The sequence below is a fragment of the Massilia niabensis genome (assembly GCF_042655085.1).
GTDB lineage: Bacteria > Pseudomonadota > Gammaproteobacteria > Burkholderiales > Burkholderiaceae_D > Telluria > Telluria niabensis.
Genome location: NZ_JBHSMU010000019.1, coordinates 15,488 through 31,805 on the forward strand (window position 1 = coordinate 15,488; position 16,318 = coordinate 31,805).

The 16,318-nt window shown below is 64.9% G+C and carries 15 protein-coding genes; 8 read left to right on the forward strand and 7 right to left on the reverse strand.

Annotated elements, in window-relative coordinates; translation table 11 throughout:
• Positions 1 to 26 precede the first annotated feature (26 nt).
• The 3 genes from ACFPN5_RS23420 to leuA form a co-directional block, all read right to left on the reverse strand.
• Positions 27 to 2,078 (reverse strand): TonB-dependent receptor, encoded by a 2,052-nt coding sequence (locus ACFPN5_RS23420; protein WP_379786259.1) that lies wholly within the window; start codon positions 2,076 to 2,078, stop codon positions 27 to 29.
• A gap of 237 nt (positions 2,079 to 2,315) precedes the next feature.
• A complete protein-coding gene (locus tag ACFPN5_RS23425) occupies positions 2,316 to 2,636 on the reverse strand; it encodes a hypothetical protein (protein WP_379786260.1) in 321 nt (106 codons plus the stop codon).
• An 89-nt stretch (positions 2,637 to 2,725) separates the two neighbouring features.
• Positions 2,726 to 4,411: a 2-isopropylmalate synthase gene (leuA, locus tag ACFPN5_RS23430; RefSeq protein ID WP_379786600.1), complete on the reverse strand. Its 1,686-nt coding sequence runs from the start codon at positions 4,409 to 4,411 to the stop codon at positions 2,726 to 2,728.
• 529 nt (positions 4,412 to 4,940) lie between these two features.
• Here leuA and ACFPN5_RS23435 point away from each other — a divergent pair.
• Positions 4,941 to 5,432 (forward strand): universal stress protein, encoded by a 492-nt coding sequence (locus ACFPN5_RS23435; protein WP_379786261.1) that lies wholly within the window; start codon positions 4,941 to 4,943, stop codon positions 5,430 to 5,432.
• A 24-nt stretch (positions 5,433 to 5,456) separates the two neighbouring features.
• Here the strand turns inward: ACFPN5_RS23435 and ACFPN5_RS23440 are convergent, their stop codons facing one another.
• Positions 5,457 to 5,882 carry a universal stress protein gene (locus ACFPN5_RS23440; RefSeq protein ID WP_379786262.1) on the reverse strand — a complete coding sequence of 142 codons (426 nt, stop codon included), beginning with the start codon at positions 5,880 to 5,882 and terminating at the stop codon, positions 5,457 to 5,459.
• Between the two features lie 145 nt (positions 5,883 to 6,027).
• The gene (locus ACFPN5_RS23445) at positions 6,028 to 6,339 is read right to left on the reverse strand and encodes an EthD family reductase (RefSeq protein WP_379786263.1); all 312 of its coding nucleotides are present in this window, start codon (positions 6,337 to 6,339) and stop codon (positions 6,028 to 6,030) included.
• Between the two features lie 156 nt (positions 6,340 to 6,495).
• On the opposite strand from ACFPN5_RS23445, the gene ACFPN5_RS23450 reads away from it, so the two are divergent.
• The 5 genes from ACFPN5_RS23450 to ACFPN5_RS23470 all read left to right on the forward strand — a co-directional run bounded on the left by ACFPN5_RS23450 (position 6,496) and on the right by ACFPN5_RS23470 (position 11,827).
• Positions 6,496 to 7,593 carry an MBL fold metallo-hydrolase gene (locus ACFPN5_RS23450; protein WP_379786264.1) on the forward strand — a complete coding sequence of 366 codons (1,098 nt, stop codon included), beginning with the start codon at positions 6,496 to 6,498 and terminating at the stop codon, positions 7,591 to 7,593.
• Positions 7,594 to 7,719: 126 nt separating this feature from the next.
• A complete protein-coding gene (locus ACFPN5_RS23455; RefSeq protein WP_379786265.1) occupies positions 7,720 to 9,144 on the forward strand; it encodes a circularly permuted type 2 ATP-grasp protein in 1,425 nt (474 codons plus the stop codon).
• A complete protein-coding gene (locus ACFPN5_RS23460) occupies positions 9,145 to 10,086 on the forward strand; it encodes an alpha-E domain-containing protein (RefSeq protein WP_379786266.1) in 942 nt (313 codons plus the stop codon).
• Position 10,087: 1 nt separating this feature from the next.
• Positions 10,088 to 10,921 carry a transglutaminase family protein gene (locus tag ACFPN5_RS23465; RefSeq protein WP_379786267.1) on the forward strand — a complete coding sequence of 278 codons (834 nt, stop codon included), beginning with the start codon at positions 10,088 to 10,090 and terminating at the stop codon, positions 10,919 to 10,921.
• A 30-nt stretch (positions 10,922 to 10,951) separates the two neighbouring features.
• The gene (locus tag ACFPN5_RS23470; RefSeq protein WP_379786268.1) at positions 10,952 to 11,827 is read left to right on the forward strand and encodes a proteasome-type protease; all 876 of its coding nucleotides are present in this window, start codon (positions 10,952 to 10,954) and stop codon (positions 11,825 to 11,827) included.
• 48 nt (positions 11,828 to 11,875) lie between these two features.
• Here the strand turns inward: ACFPN5_RS23470 and ACFPN5_RS23475 are convergent, their stop codons facing one another.
• Positions 11,876 to 12,265 (reverse strand): thioredoxin domain-containing protein, encoded by a 390-nt coding sequence (locus tag ACFPN5_RS23475; RefSeq protein ID WP_379786269.1) that lies wholly within the window; start codon positions 12,263 to 12,265, stop codon positions 11,876 to 11,878.
• Between the two features lie 345 nt (positions 12,266 to 12,610).
• Between ACFPN5_RS23475 and ACFPN5_RS23480 the strand changes: the two genes are divergently transcribed.
• Positions 12,611 to 14,545 carry a rhamnogalacturonan lyase B N-terminal domain-containing protein gene (locus tag ACFPN5_RS23480; protein WP_379786270.1) on the forward strand — a complete coding sequence of 645 codons (1,935 nt, stop codon included), beginning with the start codon at positions 12,611 to 12,613 and terminating at the stop codon, positions 14,543 to 14,545.
• 79 nt (positions 14,546 to 14,624) lie between these two features.
• A complete protein-coding gene (locus ACFPN5_RS23485; RefSeq protein ID WP_379786271.1) occupies positions 14,625 to 15,245 on the forward strand; it encodes a proprotein convertase P-domain-containing protein in 621 nt (206 codons plus the stop codon).
• Positions 15,246 to 15,285: 40 nt separating this feature from the next.
• Here the strand turns inward: ACFPN5_RS23485 and ACFPN5_RS23490 are convergent, their stop codons facing one another.
• The gene (locus ACFPN5_RS23490) at positions 15,286 to 16,263 is read right to left on the reverse strand and encodes an extracellular catalytic domain type 1 short-chain-length polyhydroxyalkanoate depolymerase (RefSeq protein WP_379786272.1); all 978 of its coding nucleotides are present in this window, start codon (positions 16,261 to 16,263) and stop codon (positions 15,286 to 15,288) included.
• Between the last annotated feature and the right edge of the window lie 55 nt (positions 16,264 to 16,318).

Here is a 16,318-nt window from a genome sequence, read left to right on the forward strand (position 1 = left end):
GATGCGGAGCGGGCGATGGAAGGCGCTCACAGCTTCACGTTGAGTGACAGGTAAGCCGCGCGGCCCGGCCCGCTCGAAAACATCGGCTGCGCCTCGCCGGCAGGCCAGAAGAAGTTGTCGTACCAGACGTAGTCGACTTTCCTGTTGCCGATATTCTTGAGCTGGAAGTCGATGCTGGTGCGTGCGGAGAGCTGGTAGCGCAGGTTCGCGTCGAACAGGACGAAGCCGCCGAACTTGCCCTGTTCGTTCGGGCTGTCGATGAAGTAGTCGCCCTGCGCGCGGCCCTGCAGGCCGAAGCGCAGCCGGTCCGATGCCCGGTATTCGATGCCCGCGTTGGAAATATGGCGCGGCGTCGAGAACACCTCCTTGCCGGCCAGCGAGACGCCATTCGCGGCAAAGGCGCTGACCACGTGCGCCTTCTGCAGGGAGTGCGAGAGCCAGAGGTCGACCTTGTCCGTCGCGCGACCGGAAAGCTGGAAGTCGACACCCTCCCTGCGCGTTTCGCCCAGGCCAACGGTGGTGCCGGTGGCCGGCATGTTGGCCACTTCACCGGTGGCATCCTGCTGCCAGGCGGCCAGGCGAAGGTTTGCGCCGGCAACCGGCTTGAACTTGATGCCGATTTCCTTGCCGGTGTTGATCGACGCATCGAAGGCAGCCTGGCCCGGGCGCAGGTAGGCCGGCATGTTCGAGCCCGTCAGCACCTGAAAGGTCCGGCCCCAGTTGGCATACACGCTCACGTCCTGCGACGGGTTGTACACCATGCTCAGCTTGGGCTGCTGGATCCAGCCGTAGTCCTGCAAGGGTGCGCTGGTCCCGGCCAGGTTGCCACGATCGGTTCCGCTGAACTTGTCGGCGCGGATCGCGGGGATGATCTTCAGCGAGGCGCTCGGCCTGATGATGGCCTGCACGTAGGCGCCGACGTTGTCGAAGCTGTAGCTGTCGTCGTTCTGGGTCTGGGCCGGGGTGCCGAAATTGGTCGGGCTGGCGAAGGTGAAGCGGTGGCGGCGGTAGCGGTTGTCCTGCTGCTCGACGTTGATGCCGCCGTCGAGGACCAGCGCCTTGTCGACGCTCCAGGTCAGGTTGCCGATGAAGCCGAGCTGGTCCTCGTCCCAGAGGCGGCGCTGGCGCGGGGCGGTGCCGGCCGGATTGCCGGTGAAGGTGACGCGCCGGTCGTCGGCATAGCTGTTGAAGTAGAGCTTGCTACTGAGGTGGGCGTCCGGCGTGAGCTGCCAGTCCAGGTGCAGACTGGCGTGGCGCATCTCGCGCTCGGTGGCATCGTTGGCATTCTTGGCCGGCGACTGGCGGCGGTTGGCGCGCAGTTCCTGGGCCGTCAGAAAGCCCGGCTCCCCGGCTTCGTGCCGGTAGCTGCGCAGCACCAGGCCGGCCTTGACTGCCTTGTCCGCCGAGGTGAGGAACCATTTGGCGCCGGCGGAATATTTGTCCGAACCGGTGCCCCGGTATTCGTCGGATACCTGCTTCGCAAAGAAATAGTTCTGGGCCAGTGCGCCCGCCTCGCGGCCGATGGCAAGCTGCGCCTCGCGGGTGTTGTAGCTGCCGTAGGTAAGGCGGGCATCGGTGTAGGTGCCGCCCTGGCGCGTCCCGAAATTGATGTTGCCACCGATGTTGTGCAGGCCGTACCTGGGATCGTTGGTGCCGCGGACCACTTCGATATAGTCGATCTCGAGCGGGAAAATCATGTCGATGAAGCGCTGGTTGCCGCTGTTGACGTTGCTCGGGATGCCGTCGATCAGCACCTTGATGCCGTTGATGTAGCCCTCGCCGTTAAAGGCGCGGAAGGTTGCCTTGCCCGACTCGGCGCCCATCCGGGTTTCGGTGAGCTGCACGCCCGGCAACTGGCCGATCAGCTCCCAGCTGTTCATGACGTTCTTGTCCTCGACCTTGTCGGCGCCCAGCACGTCGACCGAGGTCAGGACGCGATTGGTCAGCAGGGGCCCGCCCTGGCGCTGGGCGCTGACGCGCACTTCGCCCATGACGATGGCGGGGTCATCCGCATACGCCGGCAGGTTGGCCAGGGGCAGGGCGAGCGCGAGCAGCGCCGGTATCAGCTTTCGTTTCATTTTCTAAACCTTGTTTGTATGGCAATGTGGGTGCCGCACGGACAGCCGGGCGCATACAGGCGCATCCACGCGCCCCGAGGGGGTGTCCCAAGGGGGAGGAAGCGCCGGTCGCCGCTGGGCTGGCACATGCAAGGCGTGACAGGTGGCCGACTGGCGGGCGCGGGGGCGCCGCCGCTAGAAACCGGTCAGGACGCGACACCGCGCCGGCATGGCCGGGCAGGCGTCAACAGCGTTGGCTTAGAGGGAAGGCGGGGCGCGCGAGCGGAAAGCGAGCCTGGTGGCTGCCTGGGCGGCGCGCTCGCGGGTAGTGACATGGACCAGCCCGACGGGGTCGGGCGGCTGCAGGCGATAGCCGTCGACGGGGACGGGTGAGGCGTACTGGGCGGCTGCGCAGAGTTCGCAGGCATGCGCCGTGAAGTCGGCCTTGGCGCCGATGCGTTCCTCGCCGGCGGCCGAGGCGAGCGCGGCGGGAGTCCAATGCGTGACCGCGTGCGACATTGCCACCTGCTGCGTGAGCAGCAGGAAGAACATCAGCAGGAAGCTTATCGGTCGGCGCACTTGTCAGCCAGGAAACGGAAGAGCTCGCAGTATAGACCAGACCCGGGCGTCCGCCAAGATGAGCGCGGCGGGCCCGGCAGTGGCGGGCCTCAGGCTGCCAGTGGCTCCGCCTGTCCCTGCGCCGCCAGCTGCCGGTTCACCGCCGACAGCACGGCCTTGAACGAGGCGGTGACGATGTTGCTGTCGATGCCTGCGCCGAACAGCGTCGGCCCGTTCGCCACGCGCAGCTCGACGTAGCAGGCGGCGCGCGCGTCGGCCCCGGCGCCGATCGCATGCTCGTGGTAGTCCATCAGGCGCACGTCCAGGCCGAGCGCGGCCACAAAAGCGTCGATCGGGCCGTTGCCGCTGCCGGCGAGGATGCGCGTCGTCGCGCCTTCGATGGCCGTCACCTCTACCTGCACCGGCTCGCCCCGGGTGCTGTTCTCGTTCATGCGGTGCGAAACGTAGCGGTAGGGCGCCTGCGGCTCCAGGTACTCGCGCGCGAAGACGGCGTGGATGTTGCCGGCGGTGAGCTCGCCCCCGCTCGTGTCGGCCACCTGCTGGACGACGCGCGCAAACTCGATCTGCAAACGGCGCGGCAATTCCAGGCCGTATTCCTGCTCGAGCAGGTAGGCCATGCCACCCTTGCCGGACTGGCTGTTCACGCGGATCACGGCGTCGTAGTTGCGTCCGAGGTCGGCCGGGTCGATCGGCAGGTAGGGCACTTCCCAGAAGCCGTCCGCCTGCTGGCGGGCGAAGCCCTTCTTGATGGCGTCCTGGTGCGAGCCGGAGAAGGCGGTGAATACCAGGTCGCCGGCATACGGATGGCGCGGGTGCACCGGCAGCTCGTTGCATTCCTCGACCAGCTGGCGCACCGCGTCGATGTCCGAGAAATCCAGGCCAGGATGCACGCCCTGGGTGTACAGGTTCATGGCCAGCGTCACCAGGTCGACATTGCCCGTGCGCTCGCCGTTACCGAACAGGCAGCCCTCGACGCGGTCGGCGCCGGCCATGACGGCCAGTTCCGCCGCCGCTACCGCGGTGCCGCGGTCATTGTGCGGGTGCACGCTGATGACGAGCGACTCGCGCCGGTCGAGGTGGCGGCACATCCACTCGATCTGGTCGGCGTACACGTTCGGCGTGCTCGCTTCCACGGTCGAGGGCAGGTTGACGATCATCGGCGCTTCGGGGGTCGGCTCCCAAACGGCGCTGACCGCATCGACGATCTGCTTCGAGAAATCGAGCTCGGTGGTCGAGAACGACTCCGGCGAGTATTCGAGGCCCCATTGCGTCTGCGGGTGTTCGGCCACCAGCTCCTTGATGAGGCGCGTGCCGTTGACTGCGATCTGCACGATTTCCTCGCGCGACATGTTGAAGACGACGCGCCGGAATACCGGGGCCACCGAATTGTAGATGTGGACGATGGCGCGCTTCGCTCCGGCTGCCGCTTCCACGGTGCGGCGGATCAGCTCGTCGCGGGCCTGGGTCAGCACGATGATGGTGACGTCGTGCGGGATGCGGTCTTCGTCGATCAGCATGCGCACGAAGTCGAAGTCGGTTTGCGAGGCCGACGGGAAGCCTACCTCGATTTCCTTGATGCCGATCTTCACCAGCATCTCGAAGAAGCGCAGCTTCTTCTCGGGACTCATCGGCTCGATCAGCGCCTGGTTGCCGTCGCGCAGGTCGGTGCTCATCCAGATCGGCGGGCGGGTGATGGTGGCATCCGGCCACTGGCGGTTGGCCAATTGGACGGCGGGGAAAGGACGGTATTTGGCGGCTGGGTTCTTCAACATGATCGGTACTCCTGCATGGGTGCAACTAGGTGCTTGGGTGACGGGGACGGCGCGGGGGTGGCGGCGGGCTGCCGGGCGGGCCACGAAACGCTAGGCCCGGCAACCGATCGGTAGTTTTAGCAGCAGGCGGACAAAAGCGCGCGCAGCGAGCGCCAGGCGGACGCTGGAGAGGGAGAACGAGAAGGTGAAAAACGGGGAAGCAGACATCGGTGCAACTTTCCTCAAACTACTTGTAGACCGGCAGGAGCCGGGCACGTACGGCGGCGTTTAAGCGCGTAGTAGTAGGCCCGCTAGCGTCAGCGCGCCAGCAAGCGGTAGGGAAGTCGACAGATGCAGTGGGAAAGACATGTACCTGACTCTACGGCCGGTTTGCTCGCCTGTCAAGCCCTGTTGTAGCGCGGACGCACGGTTCCTCGACACCTGGGAGACATTTGGGCGGCAAACCTCGCGGCGCGCATGGCACTATGGCGTCTCAGGTACGCGTGTCGTGATACGACCTTGTTGAACTTCTCCACGGACAGGTGACTCGATCATGTTCATTGAGAAAATATGCGTAGCAACCGATGGCTCGGACCTGGCGTCGCGTGCCGCGCAAATGGCCGTGCTGTTGGCGAAAAGCGGAGGAGGGCGGATCCTGGCCTTCTCCGTTGCGCAGCCACGTACTTCGGCGGCCACCGATGGCGAACCGGGCGCCGGCGCCGATTCCGAAACCGGCGGTGCGCTGAAGGCGGCCGAAGCACGTGTCGCGACCATCGCCCGCATCGCCCGCGCCGGCGGGGTGTCCTGCGAAGTGGCGACCGCACTGGCCGGCGCGGCCGGTCCCGAGATCGTGCGCGCCGCGGAAGACCATGGCTGTGACCTGATCATTGTCGGGGTGCACAGCCCGCATGACAGGCACAGGCACAGGCAAGGTACGGGAAGCACGGCCCAGCACCTGCTTGCCTGGTCGTCGATACCGGTGCTGGTCTACCGCGACCCGAGGGAGGCGTCGACCCCCGAGTTCAGGGACGGGGACGCTCCTTAGGCGATGCGGAACGCCCAGGGTAGGCTACTTGACCAGTGTGACCGGAATGTCGGCCAGCTTCACCACCTGGGTGGCAACCGATCCGATCACGAGGCTCGCAAACGGGCCCCGGCCATGGGTGCCCATGATGATGGCGTCGCAGCCGGCGGTGCGCGCGTACTCCGCGATCTCCGTCGCCGGCTCCCCGAACAGGCAATGCAGCGAATACTTGGCGCCGGCCTGCGCCAGGAGTGCGACCGCCGGCTCCAGCGCCTGTGCGGCCTGTGGCGGAAAGCGGTCGTCGAGCCGCTGGGCGGCGAAGGCTTCGGACAGTTTTATCGGCGTCATCGGCTCGATGACGTGCACCAGATGGATCTCGGTTGCCGTTCCCGCGATCGCCTCGGTGGCGGCATGACGCACGGCGCGCGATGCGCTTTCCGAGCCATCGCAAGGTACAAGCAGTTTCTTCATGTTCCCTCCCAGGTCCGCCGTGCCACGCACCGCGGATGTGCGGGCACACAAGCTGTGAGCACACTACATCGGACAAGCGCGCGCCATGCGGGTTCCCCGGATATGCATGTCACGGTCCCGGCACAGCGCGGCCGGGCCCGGCCTCTTAGCCGACCAGCACTTCGCTGATCTGGATGATCGGCTTCTGGTTGGTGTAATTCGGAATGTCGTCCATGATTTCCTTCGTATGCGGCCCGAAGCCCGCCTGGAAGGCATCGACCGAGTCGCAGAACAGGTGGCCCATGGCGATGTAGGGCGCGTTGGCGTCGGGCGAACCGGCAATCGCCCGGTCGACCGTGTAGTGCTTGCAATAGTCACCCATCAGTTTTTTTACCATGGGCATGTGCCGGTCGCGGTAATAGACTTCGTCGAAATGCGCGTCCGGACCGTTTGGATACATCACGCTCACCTTGATCATGGTTTTCTCCTCGTCGTGGTTGGCTCAGGTATACGGCCCCATCGTGCGCCGCTGTCCGCCGGTTTGCAAGCGGCGCGTTGAGGTTCCGGACCCGGCCATGCACGTTTAACGCGACAGGCGTAGGATGCGGCCACCGACTTATTTCATGGAGCAAGCTTGAAACGATTTCTAGTAGCGAGCCTGGCGCTGGTCTGCGCCCTCGGCATCAGCGCCTGCGCCTGGGTGGTTCCCGCGCTCGGGCAACTTCCCGACAACCAGCAGTTGCAGGGAGCGCCGCAATACCGCGACGGCGCCTTCCGCAACGAGGTCGCGTCGCCGCCGCGCCCGGGCGGGTTTGGCATGGCTTACAGGATGATTCGCGGCCGTTTCGAGCCCAGGGACCGGCCGGCGCCATTGGCGGCGCTCCCCTCGGTCAAGACGAACCTGGCGGCGCTGCCGCGCGAGCAGGACATCGTGGTCTGGCTCGGCCACTCGTCCTACTTCGTGCAGATTGGCGGCAAGCGCGTGCTGATCGACCCGGTTTTCAGCAAGAACGCCGCGCCGCTACCGTGGATGGTCCGTGCCTTCGAGGGCACCAGCCCGTACACGGTAGAAGACCTGCCCGGGATCGACGCCGTCCTGATCACGCACGATCACTACGACCATCTCGACCACGCTACCATGAAAGCCCTCGAGCCCAGGACCGGCCTGGTCATTGCCGGCCTGGGCAACGGCGCCCACCTGCGGCACTGGGGCTATGCGCCGGCCAAGATCCGCGAGATGAACTGGCACAGCAGCGTCGAGCTTGCGCCTGGCCTGCGGGTGCATGTGCTGCCGGCGCAGCATTACTCGGGCCGTTTCATGCAGCGCAACCAGAGCCTGTGGGCGAGCTATGCGCTCGAGACGCCGGGGCGGCGCCTGTATTTTTCCGGCGATACCGGATTCGGCCCCCATTTCGCAGACATCGGCAAGCGCTTCGAGCGCTTCGATTTCGTTGCGCTCGACGCCGGGCAGTACAACGTCAAATGGGCCGACATCCACATGACGCCGGAAGAAGCATCGCGCGCCGCCGAAATCCTGAACACAGGGACGCTCCTGAGCGGCCATGCCGGCCGCTTCAGCCTCGCGCGCCATGCCTGGGACGAGCCTTTCGAACGGGCCGTCGCGGCCAGCCAAGGCAAGCGCTACAGGCTGCTGACGCCACGCATCGGCGAGCCGATCAAACTGGACGATCCACGGCAAACGTTCGCGCACTGGTGGAAGGGACTGAAATAAGCATGCCGGGTAACTGACGGTAGCAGGGCAATATGCACCATGCAGGTGCATTTCTGGCCGAAAAATGCCGAAAACGCTGGCACGATTCTTGATAGATAGAAAATATCGAAACTCTAGAATCGTGCAATGGCGAATTTTTTTAATGAGATGACCGCCCTGGGCACCGGCGACGCCGCCTCAGTGCGCGAACACTATCGCGAATTCGGCACTTGGCTGCAACGCCAGTCGGCCGAACGCATTGAACGCAAGCGCGCCGAGGCCGACCTGGCCTTTCGCCGCGTCGGCATCACCTTTGCCGTCTATGGTGACGGGGCCGGCACCGAGCGCCTGATTCCCTTCGATACCATTCCTCGCATCATCCCGGCCTTCGAGTGGACGGCGCTGCAGGCCGGACTGGTTCAGCGCGTAAAAGCGCTGAACATGTTTGTGCACGACATCTACCACGAACAGAACATCATCAAAGCCGGCATCATCCCGGCCCGGCAGATTTACCAGAACGCCCAGTACCGCCCTGAAATGCAAGGGATTAAGGTTCCCTCGGACATCTACGCGCACATTGCCGGCGTCGATATCGTGCGCGCCGGCCAGGGCGAGTTCTACGTGCTGGAGGACAACCTGCGGGTTCCTTCCGGCGTCTCGTACATGCTGGAAGACCGCAAGATGATGATGCGCCTGTTCCCCGAGCTGTTCGCGCGCCACCGCATCGCCCCGGTCGAGCACTACCCGGACATGCTGCTGGAAAACCTGCGCTCGGTGGCGCCAAGCGGCGTCAACGATCCGACGGTCGTCGTCATGACCCCCGGCATGCACAACTCGGCCTATTTCGAACACGCTTTCCTGGCCCAGCAGATGGGCGTGGAACTGGTGGAAGGCAAGGACCTGTTCGTCAATGCCAACGCGGTCTACATGCGCACCATCCGCGGGCCGAAACGGGTGGACGTGATCTACCGCCGCCTGGACGACGATTTCCTCGACCCGCTCGCCTTCCGCTCCGACTCCACCCTGGGCGTGCCCGGGCTGCTCTCGGTCTACCGCGCCGGCCGGGTGACCCTGGCCAACGCCATCGGCACCGGCGTGGCCGACGACAAGTCGATCTATCCGTTCGTCCCGGACATGATCCGGTTCTATCTGTCCGAGGAGCCGCTGCTGAACAACGTGCCGACCTGGCAATGCCGGAAGCCCGAGGACCTGGCCTACACGCTCGCGCACCTGCACGAACTCGTGGTCAAGGAAGTGCACGGCGCGGGCGGCTACGGCATGCTGATCGGCCCGGCTGCAAGCCGCCAGCAGATAGAGGACTTCCGGCGCCGCCTGGTCGCGAAACCCGACGGCTATATCGCCCAGCCCACCCTGGCTCTGTCGGCCTGCCCGACCTATGTCGAGAACGGGATTGCGCCACGCCACATCGACCTGCGCCCCTTCGTCTTGTCCGGCAAGACCATCTCGATGGTGCCCGGCGGACTGACGCGGGTGGCCCTCGAGGAAGGCTCGCTCGTTGTCAACTCGTCGCAGGGCGGCGGCACGAAAGACACCTGGATACTGGAGGAATAAATGCTGAGCCGAACCGCAGACCACTTGTACTGGATGGCGCGCTATACCGAGCGCGCCGAAAACATCGCGCGCATGCTCGACGTCGCGGTGCAGACCTCGATGCTGCCGCAGTCGCAGCGCGACACCGAACAGCTGTGGCGCGCCATGCTCGGCATCTCCGAGCTGCAGGAGGCCTTCGATGCCGCGCACGAGGAACTGGATGAGGCCAACGTGCTGGCCTTCATGACCGGCGACCCCGCCAATCCGTCCTCGATCGTGTCCTGCCTGACGGCCGCGCGCGAAAACGCCCGCGCTGTGCGCGGCGTGCTCACCACTGAGGTCTGGGAAACGCAAAACGGTACCTGGCTCGAACTGCATGAGCGGGTCAGGCAGGGGAGCGACCCGGTCGCCTTCTTCGAATGGGTCAAGCACCGCTGCCATCTCGCGCACGGCGTCACGCTCGGCACCATGCTGGCCGACGAAGCGATGGTCTTCATCCGCCTCGGCACCTTCCTCGAGCGCGCCGACAGCACCGCCCGCATCCTCGACGTGAAATACCACGCTGTCAAAGCCAGCGCCGGCCACGACCTGCTGACCCAGCGCGAGTTCTATTACTGGGCCGCCTTGCTGCGCTCGGTTGCCGGGTTCGAGATCTACCGCAAGGTCTACCGCGACTCGATCACCCCGGCGCGCGTGGCCGAGTTGCTGATGCTGCGCGCGGACATGCCGCGTTCCCTGCTGGCCTGCATGGAACAGGTGGTGTCGAACCTGAAGCTGGTGCGCAACGACGTCTCTGTCGACACCGAACGGCTGGCCGGCAGGATGCATGCGCAACTCCAGTTCGCGCGCATCGACGACGTCCTCGAAGCCGGCCTGGACAATACACTGCGCAAGTTCATGGACGACATCTACGACCTCGGTAACCGCATCAGCCGCGATTTCCTCGTCCCCCTGGGAGCCTGACATGCAACTCTCGATCCGCCATGAAACGCTGTACCGCTATTCCCAGGCGCAGGCCTACAGCATCGAGCAACTGCACCTGACGCCACGCTCCGAGCCGCAGCAACGGGTGCTGTCGTGGAAACTCCACACGCCGGGGCATTGCGTGTCCTACGGAGACGCCTACGGTAATTTGTCGCACATGCTGACCTTCAACGAGCCGCACGACACCGTGCGCATCGTGGTCGAAGGCGTCGTCGCCACGTCCGCGCTGGCTGGCGGCCGCCTGCTCGGCCAGGACAGCCTGTCGCCCCTGATCTTCACCGTCCCGACGCGCCTGACCGAACCGACGCCGCTGCTGGCCGCGATCGCCGCGCGCTGCCTGCCTGGCGCGGATGCTGGCAAACCCGCCGGCAAAGCCTGCACCGCCGACCTGATGAACCTGGCGGCGCACATCTTCGGTGCAGTCGAGTATCAAAATGGAGCGACCAATGTCTTCAGCACCGCGAACGACGCCATGGCGCTCGGCGCCGGCGTGTGCCAGGACCACGCGCACATCTTCCTGGCCTGCTGCCATGCACACGGCATACCCGCACGCTATGTGTCCGGGTACATCGATCCGGGCACGACCGGGCATGCGGCCAGCCACGCCTGGGTCGACGTCTGGGCCGAAGACGGGGATTTCTCCGGCTGGGTCAGCATCGACGTCACGCACAACCGGCTGATGACGGACGCCTATTGCCGCCTCGCCATCGGACGCGACTACGAATCGGCGGCGCCGGTGCGCGGCGTGCGCCGCGGCGGCGGACAGGAAACCATGAGCGTCGACGCGCTGATTGTGCCCATGGTGCCCATGTAGAATGGCAGTTTCAACCGACAAGGCACCGCGATGACATATTGTGTAGGCATCCGCCTCAATGCCGGACTGGTTTTCCTGGCCGATACCCGCACCAACGCCGGGGTCGACCAGGTCAGCTCCTGCCGCAAGCTCAGCGTTTTCGAAAACCCGGGCGAGCGCATGCTGGTGCTGATGACGGCCGGGAACCTGTCGATCTCGCAGTCGGTGCTGCAAATCGTGGGCGAGCAGGTGGGCGCGGACGGCCTGAACATCTGGACCGCGCCCAACATGCACGTGGCGGCGCGCATCGTCGGCGAGGCCGTGCGCACGGTGCACAAGCAGGAAGCAGCCACGCTGGGCGAGTTCGGTGTCGATTTCAACATCAGCATCGTGTTGGGCGGCCAGATCAAGGGCGAGCGCTGCCGCCTGTTCTATATCTACTCCGCGGGCAATTTCATCGAGTCGCACGACGAAAACACCTATTTCCAGATCGGCGAAGCCAAGTACGGCAAGCCGATCCTGGACCGCGTCGTCACGCCCCAGACCTCGCTCGACGACGCCGCCAAATGCGCGCTCATCTCGATGGATTCCACGCTGCGCTCGAACGTCTCGGTCGGCTTGCCGCTCGACATGCTGGTCTACGAGGATGACAGCCTGGCCGTCACCCGCTTCGTCACGATCGACGAGCAAAACCAGTACTTCCAGCTGCTGCGCACCAGCTGGAGCCAGCAACTGAAAACGGTATTCGAAGGCATCGAGGCGCCAGTCTGGGATGCCGCACCGGGCCCCGCCGGGCAGGTCGTGTCGGCGTCGAACATGCACAGCCAGCCGATGCGCGTGCGCCTGCCGGCCGGGATGCAGGCTGGGGAGGTGCTGGCGCCGATGCAGGCGCTGGCGGGCCAGGCCGGGACCAGGCTGCAACAATGAGCTGCTGCGCCGCCCGGCCAGGTCGTCAGCCGATGAAGGACTGCGGCGTCAGGACTTGTACTTCACGCTGCAGCCATAAGGCCGCGTGACCGCTTGCGCCACGTTTTCGCCCTTCAGGACCGATTCCAGCGCGGTCTTGAAGAGCGGATCGGCCTTTTCGATATCTGCCGGCTTGTTCGACGCGATACTGTCGATGCCGCCCGCATAGCGCAATATCCCCTTGGCGTCGATCACGAACATGTGCGGCGTGGTGCGCGCGTCGTAGGTTTTGCCGATGACGGCAGCATGTTCGCTCACCAGCGACACAGTGGCGCGCGGACTTTGCTGCAGATTGCTTTCCGCGGCCAGGGCCGGCGCCGGCAGCAGCACGGTCAGCGCCAGTACTGCGAACAGGTGTTGCCACGAATTCCGCGGTACAGCTGGAAAAAATCGGTGCATGAAGTGGTAATGAATGAGGAATCGGCAATTCCTGCAAAATTAACACGTTGCCATATCGTGGCCGGCCGGATCGGGCGAAACAATGCGAACCGATACCAAAAAACGCCAGATTCGCACATATTCGCGCCAATCTGGAATCGCACCTGTGCGCAATTAATCACGCGCGTGATTCTTTGCGGAACCGTGTCTGGCCGCGATTGACCGTGCCGTAAATACCCCGAGATACTGACGCCCACATTTCAAAATTACAACAGCCCGCACAGGTCTCCCGGCTTGAAGCGAGAAGCTGTTGGAGATGTGCGGCAGCGGCAATCGGGCCCTGTCGTCGATAAACACGGAGACAGGATGAACAAGCACTCATTGCGCGCGGTCACGGCGCTGGCAACGCTGTCCGCACTCGTCGCAGGCTGCGGCGGCGACGCCCCCGCGCCATCGGACGCACCGAAAATCGCCACCCTCTCGTCGGTGACGGCGATCCCGGCGGCGACGGCCACCTCGCCCTTCGGGCTCACCACCGACTCGACGTTCTTCACCGTCGATACCGGCGCCGGGCTGGTCTTCAAAATCCGCCGCTTTGACGATGGCGCCAGCACCCGCTCAGCGGGCGACATTGCGTCGATGGTCTACAACGGAGTGCAGTACCAGGACCAGGCGCGTGGCACCCATGTCAACTCGGGCTTCGACTTCCTGTACACAGGCGTCTCCGCGGTCAACGTCAGCGCCGAAACGATCGGCACCGACTACGTCAAGATCACCGTGGTGGCGGGCAACCTGACCCACTACTACATGGCAAAGCGCGGCGACCCGAAGATCTACATGGGCACCTATTTCACGACCGAGCCGAGCACGCTCAATTTGGCGCGCTTCATCGTGCGCGTGCCGATCGGCGTGCTCCCAAACGGCACCCCGGCAGGCACGCCGGGCGGCCTGGTCGGCGGCGTCTGGCCGGACGACCTGCGCGGCACGAACAGCACCATCGAGTCGGGCGACATCTTCGGCTTCACCAGCGGCGCGTTCGTCGGCCAGACCCGTTCCAAGCACTACTCGAACATGCGCCTGAAGGACTGGCAGTACATCGGCGGCACCGGTCCCGGCGTGGGCCTGTGGATCGTGCGCGATAACCAGGAAGGCGGCTCGGGTGGTCCGTTCTACCGCAGCCTGCTCAACCAGATCACCAGCACCACCAACGAGATCACGTATATCGTGAACTACGGCGAAGGCCAGACCGAAGGCTTCCGGATGAACCGCCTGAACCACTACACGCTCACCTTCACCGACGGCAGCGCGCCGGCCCCGGTCGATACCTCGTGGTTCAGCGGCATGAACCTGCTCGGCTATGTGGCGCCGAACGCGCGCGGCGGCGTATTCGTGCCGTCCATCTCGGGCCGCACGGGCAATTTCGGCTACACGGTCGGCTTTGCGAACGCCACCGCGCAGTACTGGGCCGACGCCGCCAGCAACGATGGCCGCGTCAGCAGCGAGGGCATGATCCCGGGCGACTACACCATGACGGTGTACAAGAACGAACTGGCCGTGGCGAGCGCCCCGGTGACCGTCACCGCTGGCACGACGAATATCGTCCCGGCCATCACGATCGGCGCTGACCCGCTGGTGCACAGGGATGACCCGCGCGGCAAATGGCACCTTGCCAAGGGCGACCCGAGCATGACGCCGGCGCTGTTCCGGATCGGCGAATGGGATGGCACGCCCGCTGAAATGAAGAACGGCGACAAGATCACGGTCATGCATCCGCAGGACGTGCGCATGAGCCCATGGTTCAGCACCGCGGTGCCCACCAGCCCCTACCTGGTCGGCAGTTCGACTGCGGCGACGACCATGCCGGCCTACCAGTGGAAGGGCCTGGCCACCGGCGCCGGTGTCTGCGCGGCCAATCCGAATGCGCAGAATCCGCCGGTTACCGTGCAGTTCAACCTGAAGGCCAGCCAGATCTCGGCCGCGTCGACGTATAAATTCCGGATCGGCATCACGACCGCGCAGGCGGGCGGGCGGCCGCAGATCAACGTCAACAACTGGTCATCGCCTTTCGTCGGCTCGCAGTCGGGCGACGTGTTCCCGCCAGGGCAGCCATCGACACGCACCATGACGGTCGGTACCTACCGCGCCCGCAACATCACCTACGACTACACGATTCCTGCGTCAGCGCTGGTGGCGGGTGCGAATACCCTGAAAATCTATGTCGTCAGCGGCTCGTGCTCGACCTCGTCGTGGCTCACCCCCGGCTACGCCTTCGATGCGATGGACCTGATCAAGACGCAGTAATACTGCACGAGACCATGCCCGCTCCCGGCTCCGGAAGCGGGCGACGTATCAACTAAAACATACAGAAACGAGACCCGACGTGAACATCCAATCCCGCCTCCTGACCATCTGCCTGGCCGCGGCCGCCCTCTGCACCCTGGCCGCCGCATCCGCCCAGGCTGCCGTCGTCAGCACTTCCTACAGCAACACCACGCCGGTCGCCATCTGCGACCTGTGCACCGTGACGTCCGTGCTGAACGTGAGCACCCACGGCCGCGTCCTCGACATCGACGCCCTGATCGACATCACCCACAGCTACAACAACGACCTGACCATTTCGCTCAGCCACGGCGGCACCTCGGTCCTGCTGTCGAACCGCCAGGGCGGCTCGGGCGGCGCGAATTACACCAACACCGTGTTCGACGACCAGGCCGGCGTGTCGATCGACGCCGGCTGGGCCTACGCACCCTATACCGGGTCGTTCAGGCCGCAGGAGGCGCTGGTGGCCTTCCTCGACCGCGATGTGTTCGGGCTGTGGACGCTGGTCGTGACCGACCACGAAGCGGGCGACAACGGCAGCATCAACCGCTTCGGCCTCGGCGTCGTGGCCGAAGCCGCGGCCGAGGTGCCGGAGCCGGGTTCGCTGGCCCTGTTCGGCGCCGCACTGGCCGGATTTACCGGCGTGTCGCGCACGGCACGCGCACGCACTCGCGTTCGGTAACGTTCCATTGACCGTCCATTGAGCGCTCAGTGACACAGGCTCATTGCTCGATGAAAAAGCGCAGCATCTCCTTGCTCGCATCGGGTCCGCGTGCATCGGCATAGCTGCCGTGCAGGTTGCCGCCGGACCAGGCGTGGCCACTTCCATGGATGGTCCATTGCTCGGCCACGACTTCACCCGTCTCGTCGCAATGCGTATGCCGGGTGAAACTGCGTCCGCTCGTCTCACCCGTTTCCTCGTGCACGGCCATTTCCCTTGCTTCCCCGGGGACCTGGGCGAGGTGGCTTTCGATGGTTTGCTGGACCACATCCGCACTGTTCTTCTGGTGCACCGTGCGGTCCTCGTCGCCATGGAAGACGATCACCGGAATGCTCGCCAGCGGCGTTGACTGCTTGCACGCGGCCAGGTCGGCGCCGTCGCGCATGGCCGACATGGCCGAGAGGCCGTCGGTGGCGCTGCGGTGGGCCAGGCCCGAGTGGCAGCCTACCGCCTTGAACAGGTCGGGGTAGGTCCTTCCGAGAATGACCGCCATGGCGCCGCCCGCGGACAGGCCCGCCACGGATACGCGCGACTCGTCGACGGCGTATTGGCCAATCAGGCTGCGCGTCAGGGCAGCGATGAGCGCGGGTTCGCCTTCATCGCGCTCATGGTGCGCCGCCTCATACCAGTTCCAGCAGCGGTTCCAGTTCGCCTGCGCCGACTGTTCGGGATACAGCACCAGGCATTGGGCTTCCTCGGCCAGTTCGTTCATGCCCGTGCCGAGGGCGAAATCGGCGGCGCTCTGTCCGCAGCCGTGTAGCATCACCACCAGGGGAAGGGCCGCTGGCGAGGGCGTATTGCGGTAAGCGCTCGGTATATACAGCTTGTACTGGATCGAGCGCGCATCGCTGTCGAAGGTTCCCGACAAAAATTCGCCTCCGCCTGCAGGCTCGCTGCGCGACACGTTGGTATTCCCGGGCACGCCGGCCCAAGGGTTGAAGCCAAAAAAAGGCCAGCTTGCGGTTGCCATGTCGATCATATTTACCTCTTCAAGGGAGAGTCAGAAGGCTCCTTTATGTTTTGGTTGAGTATAT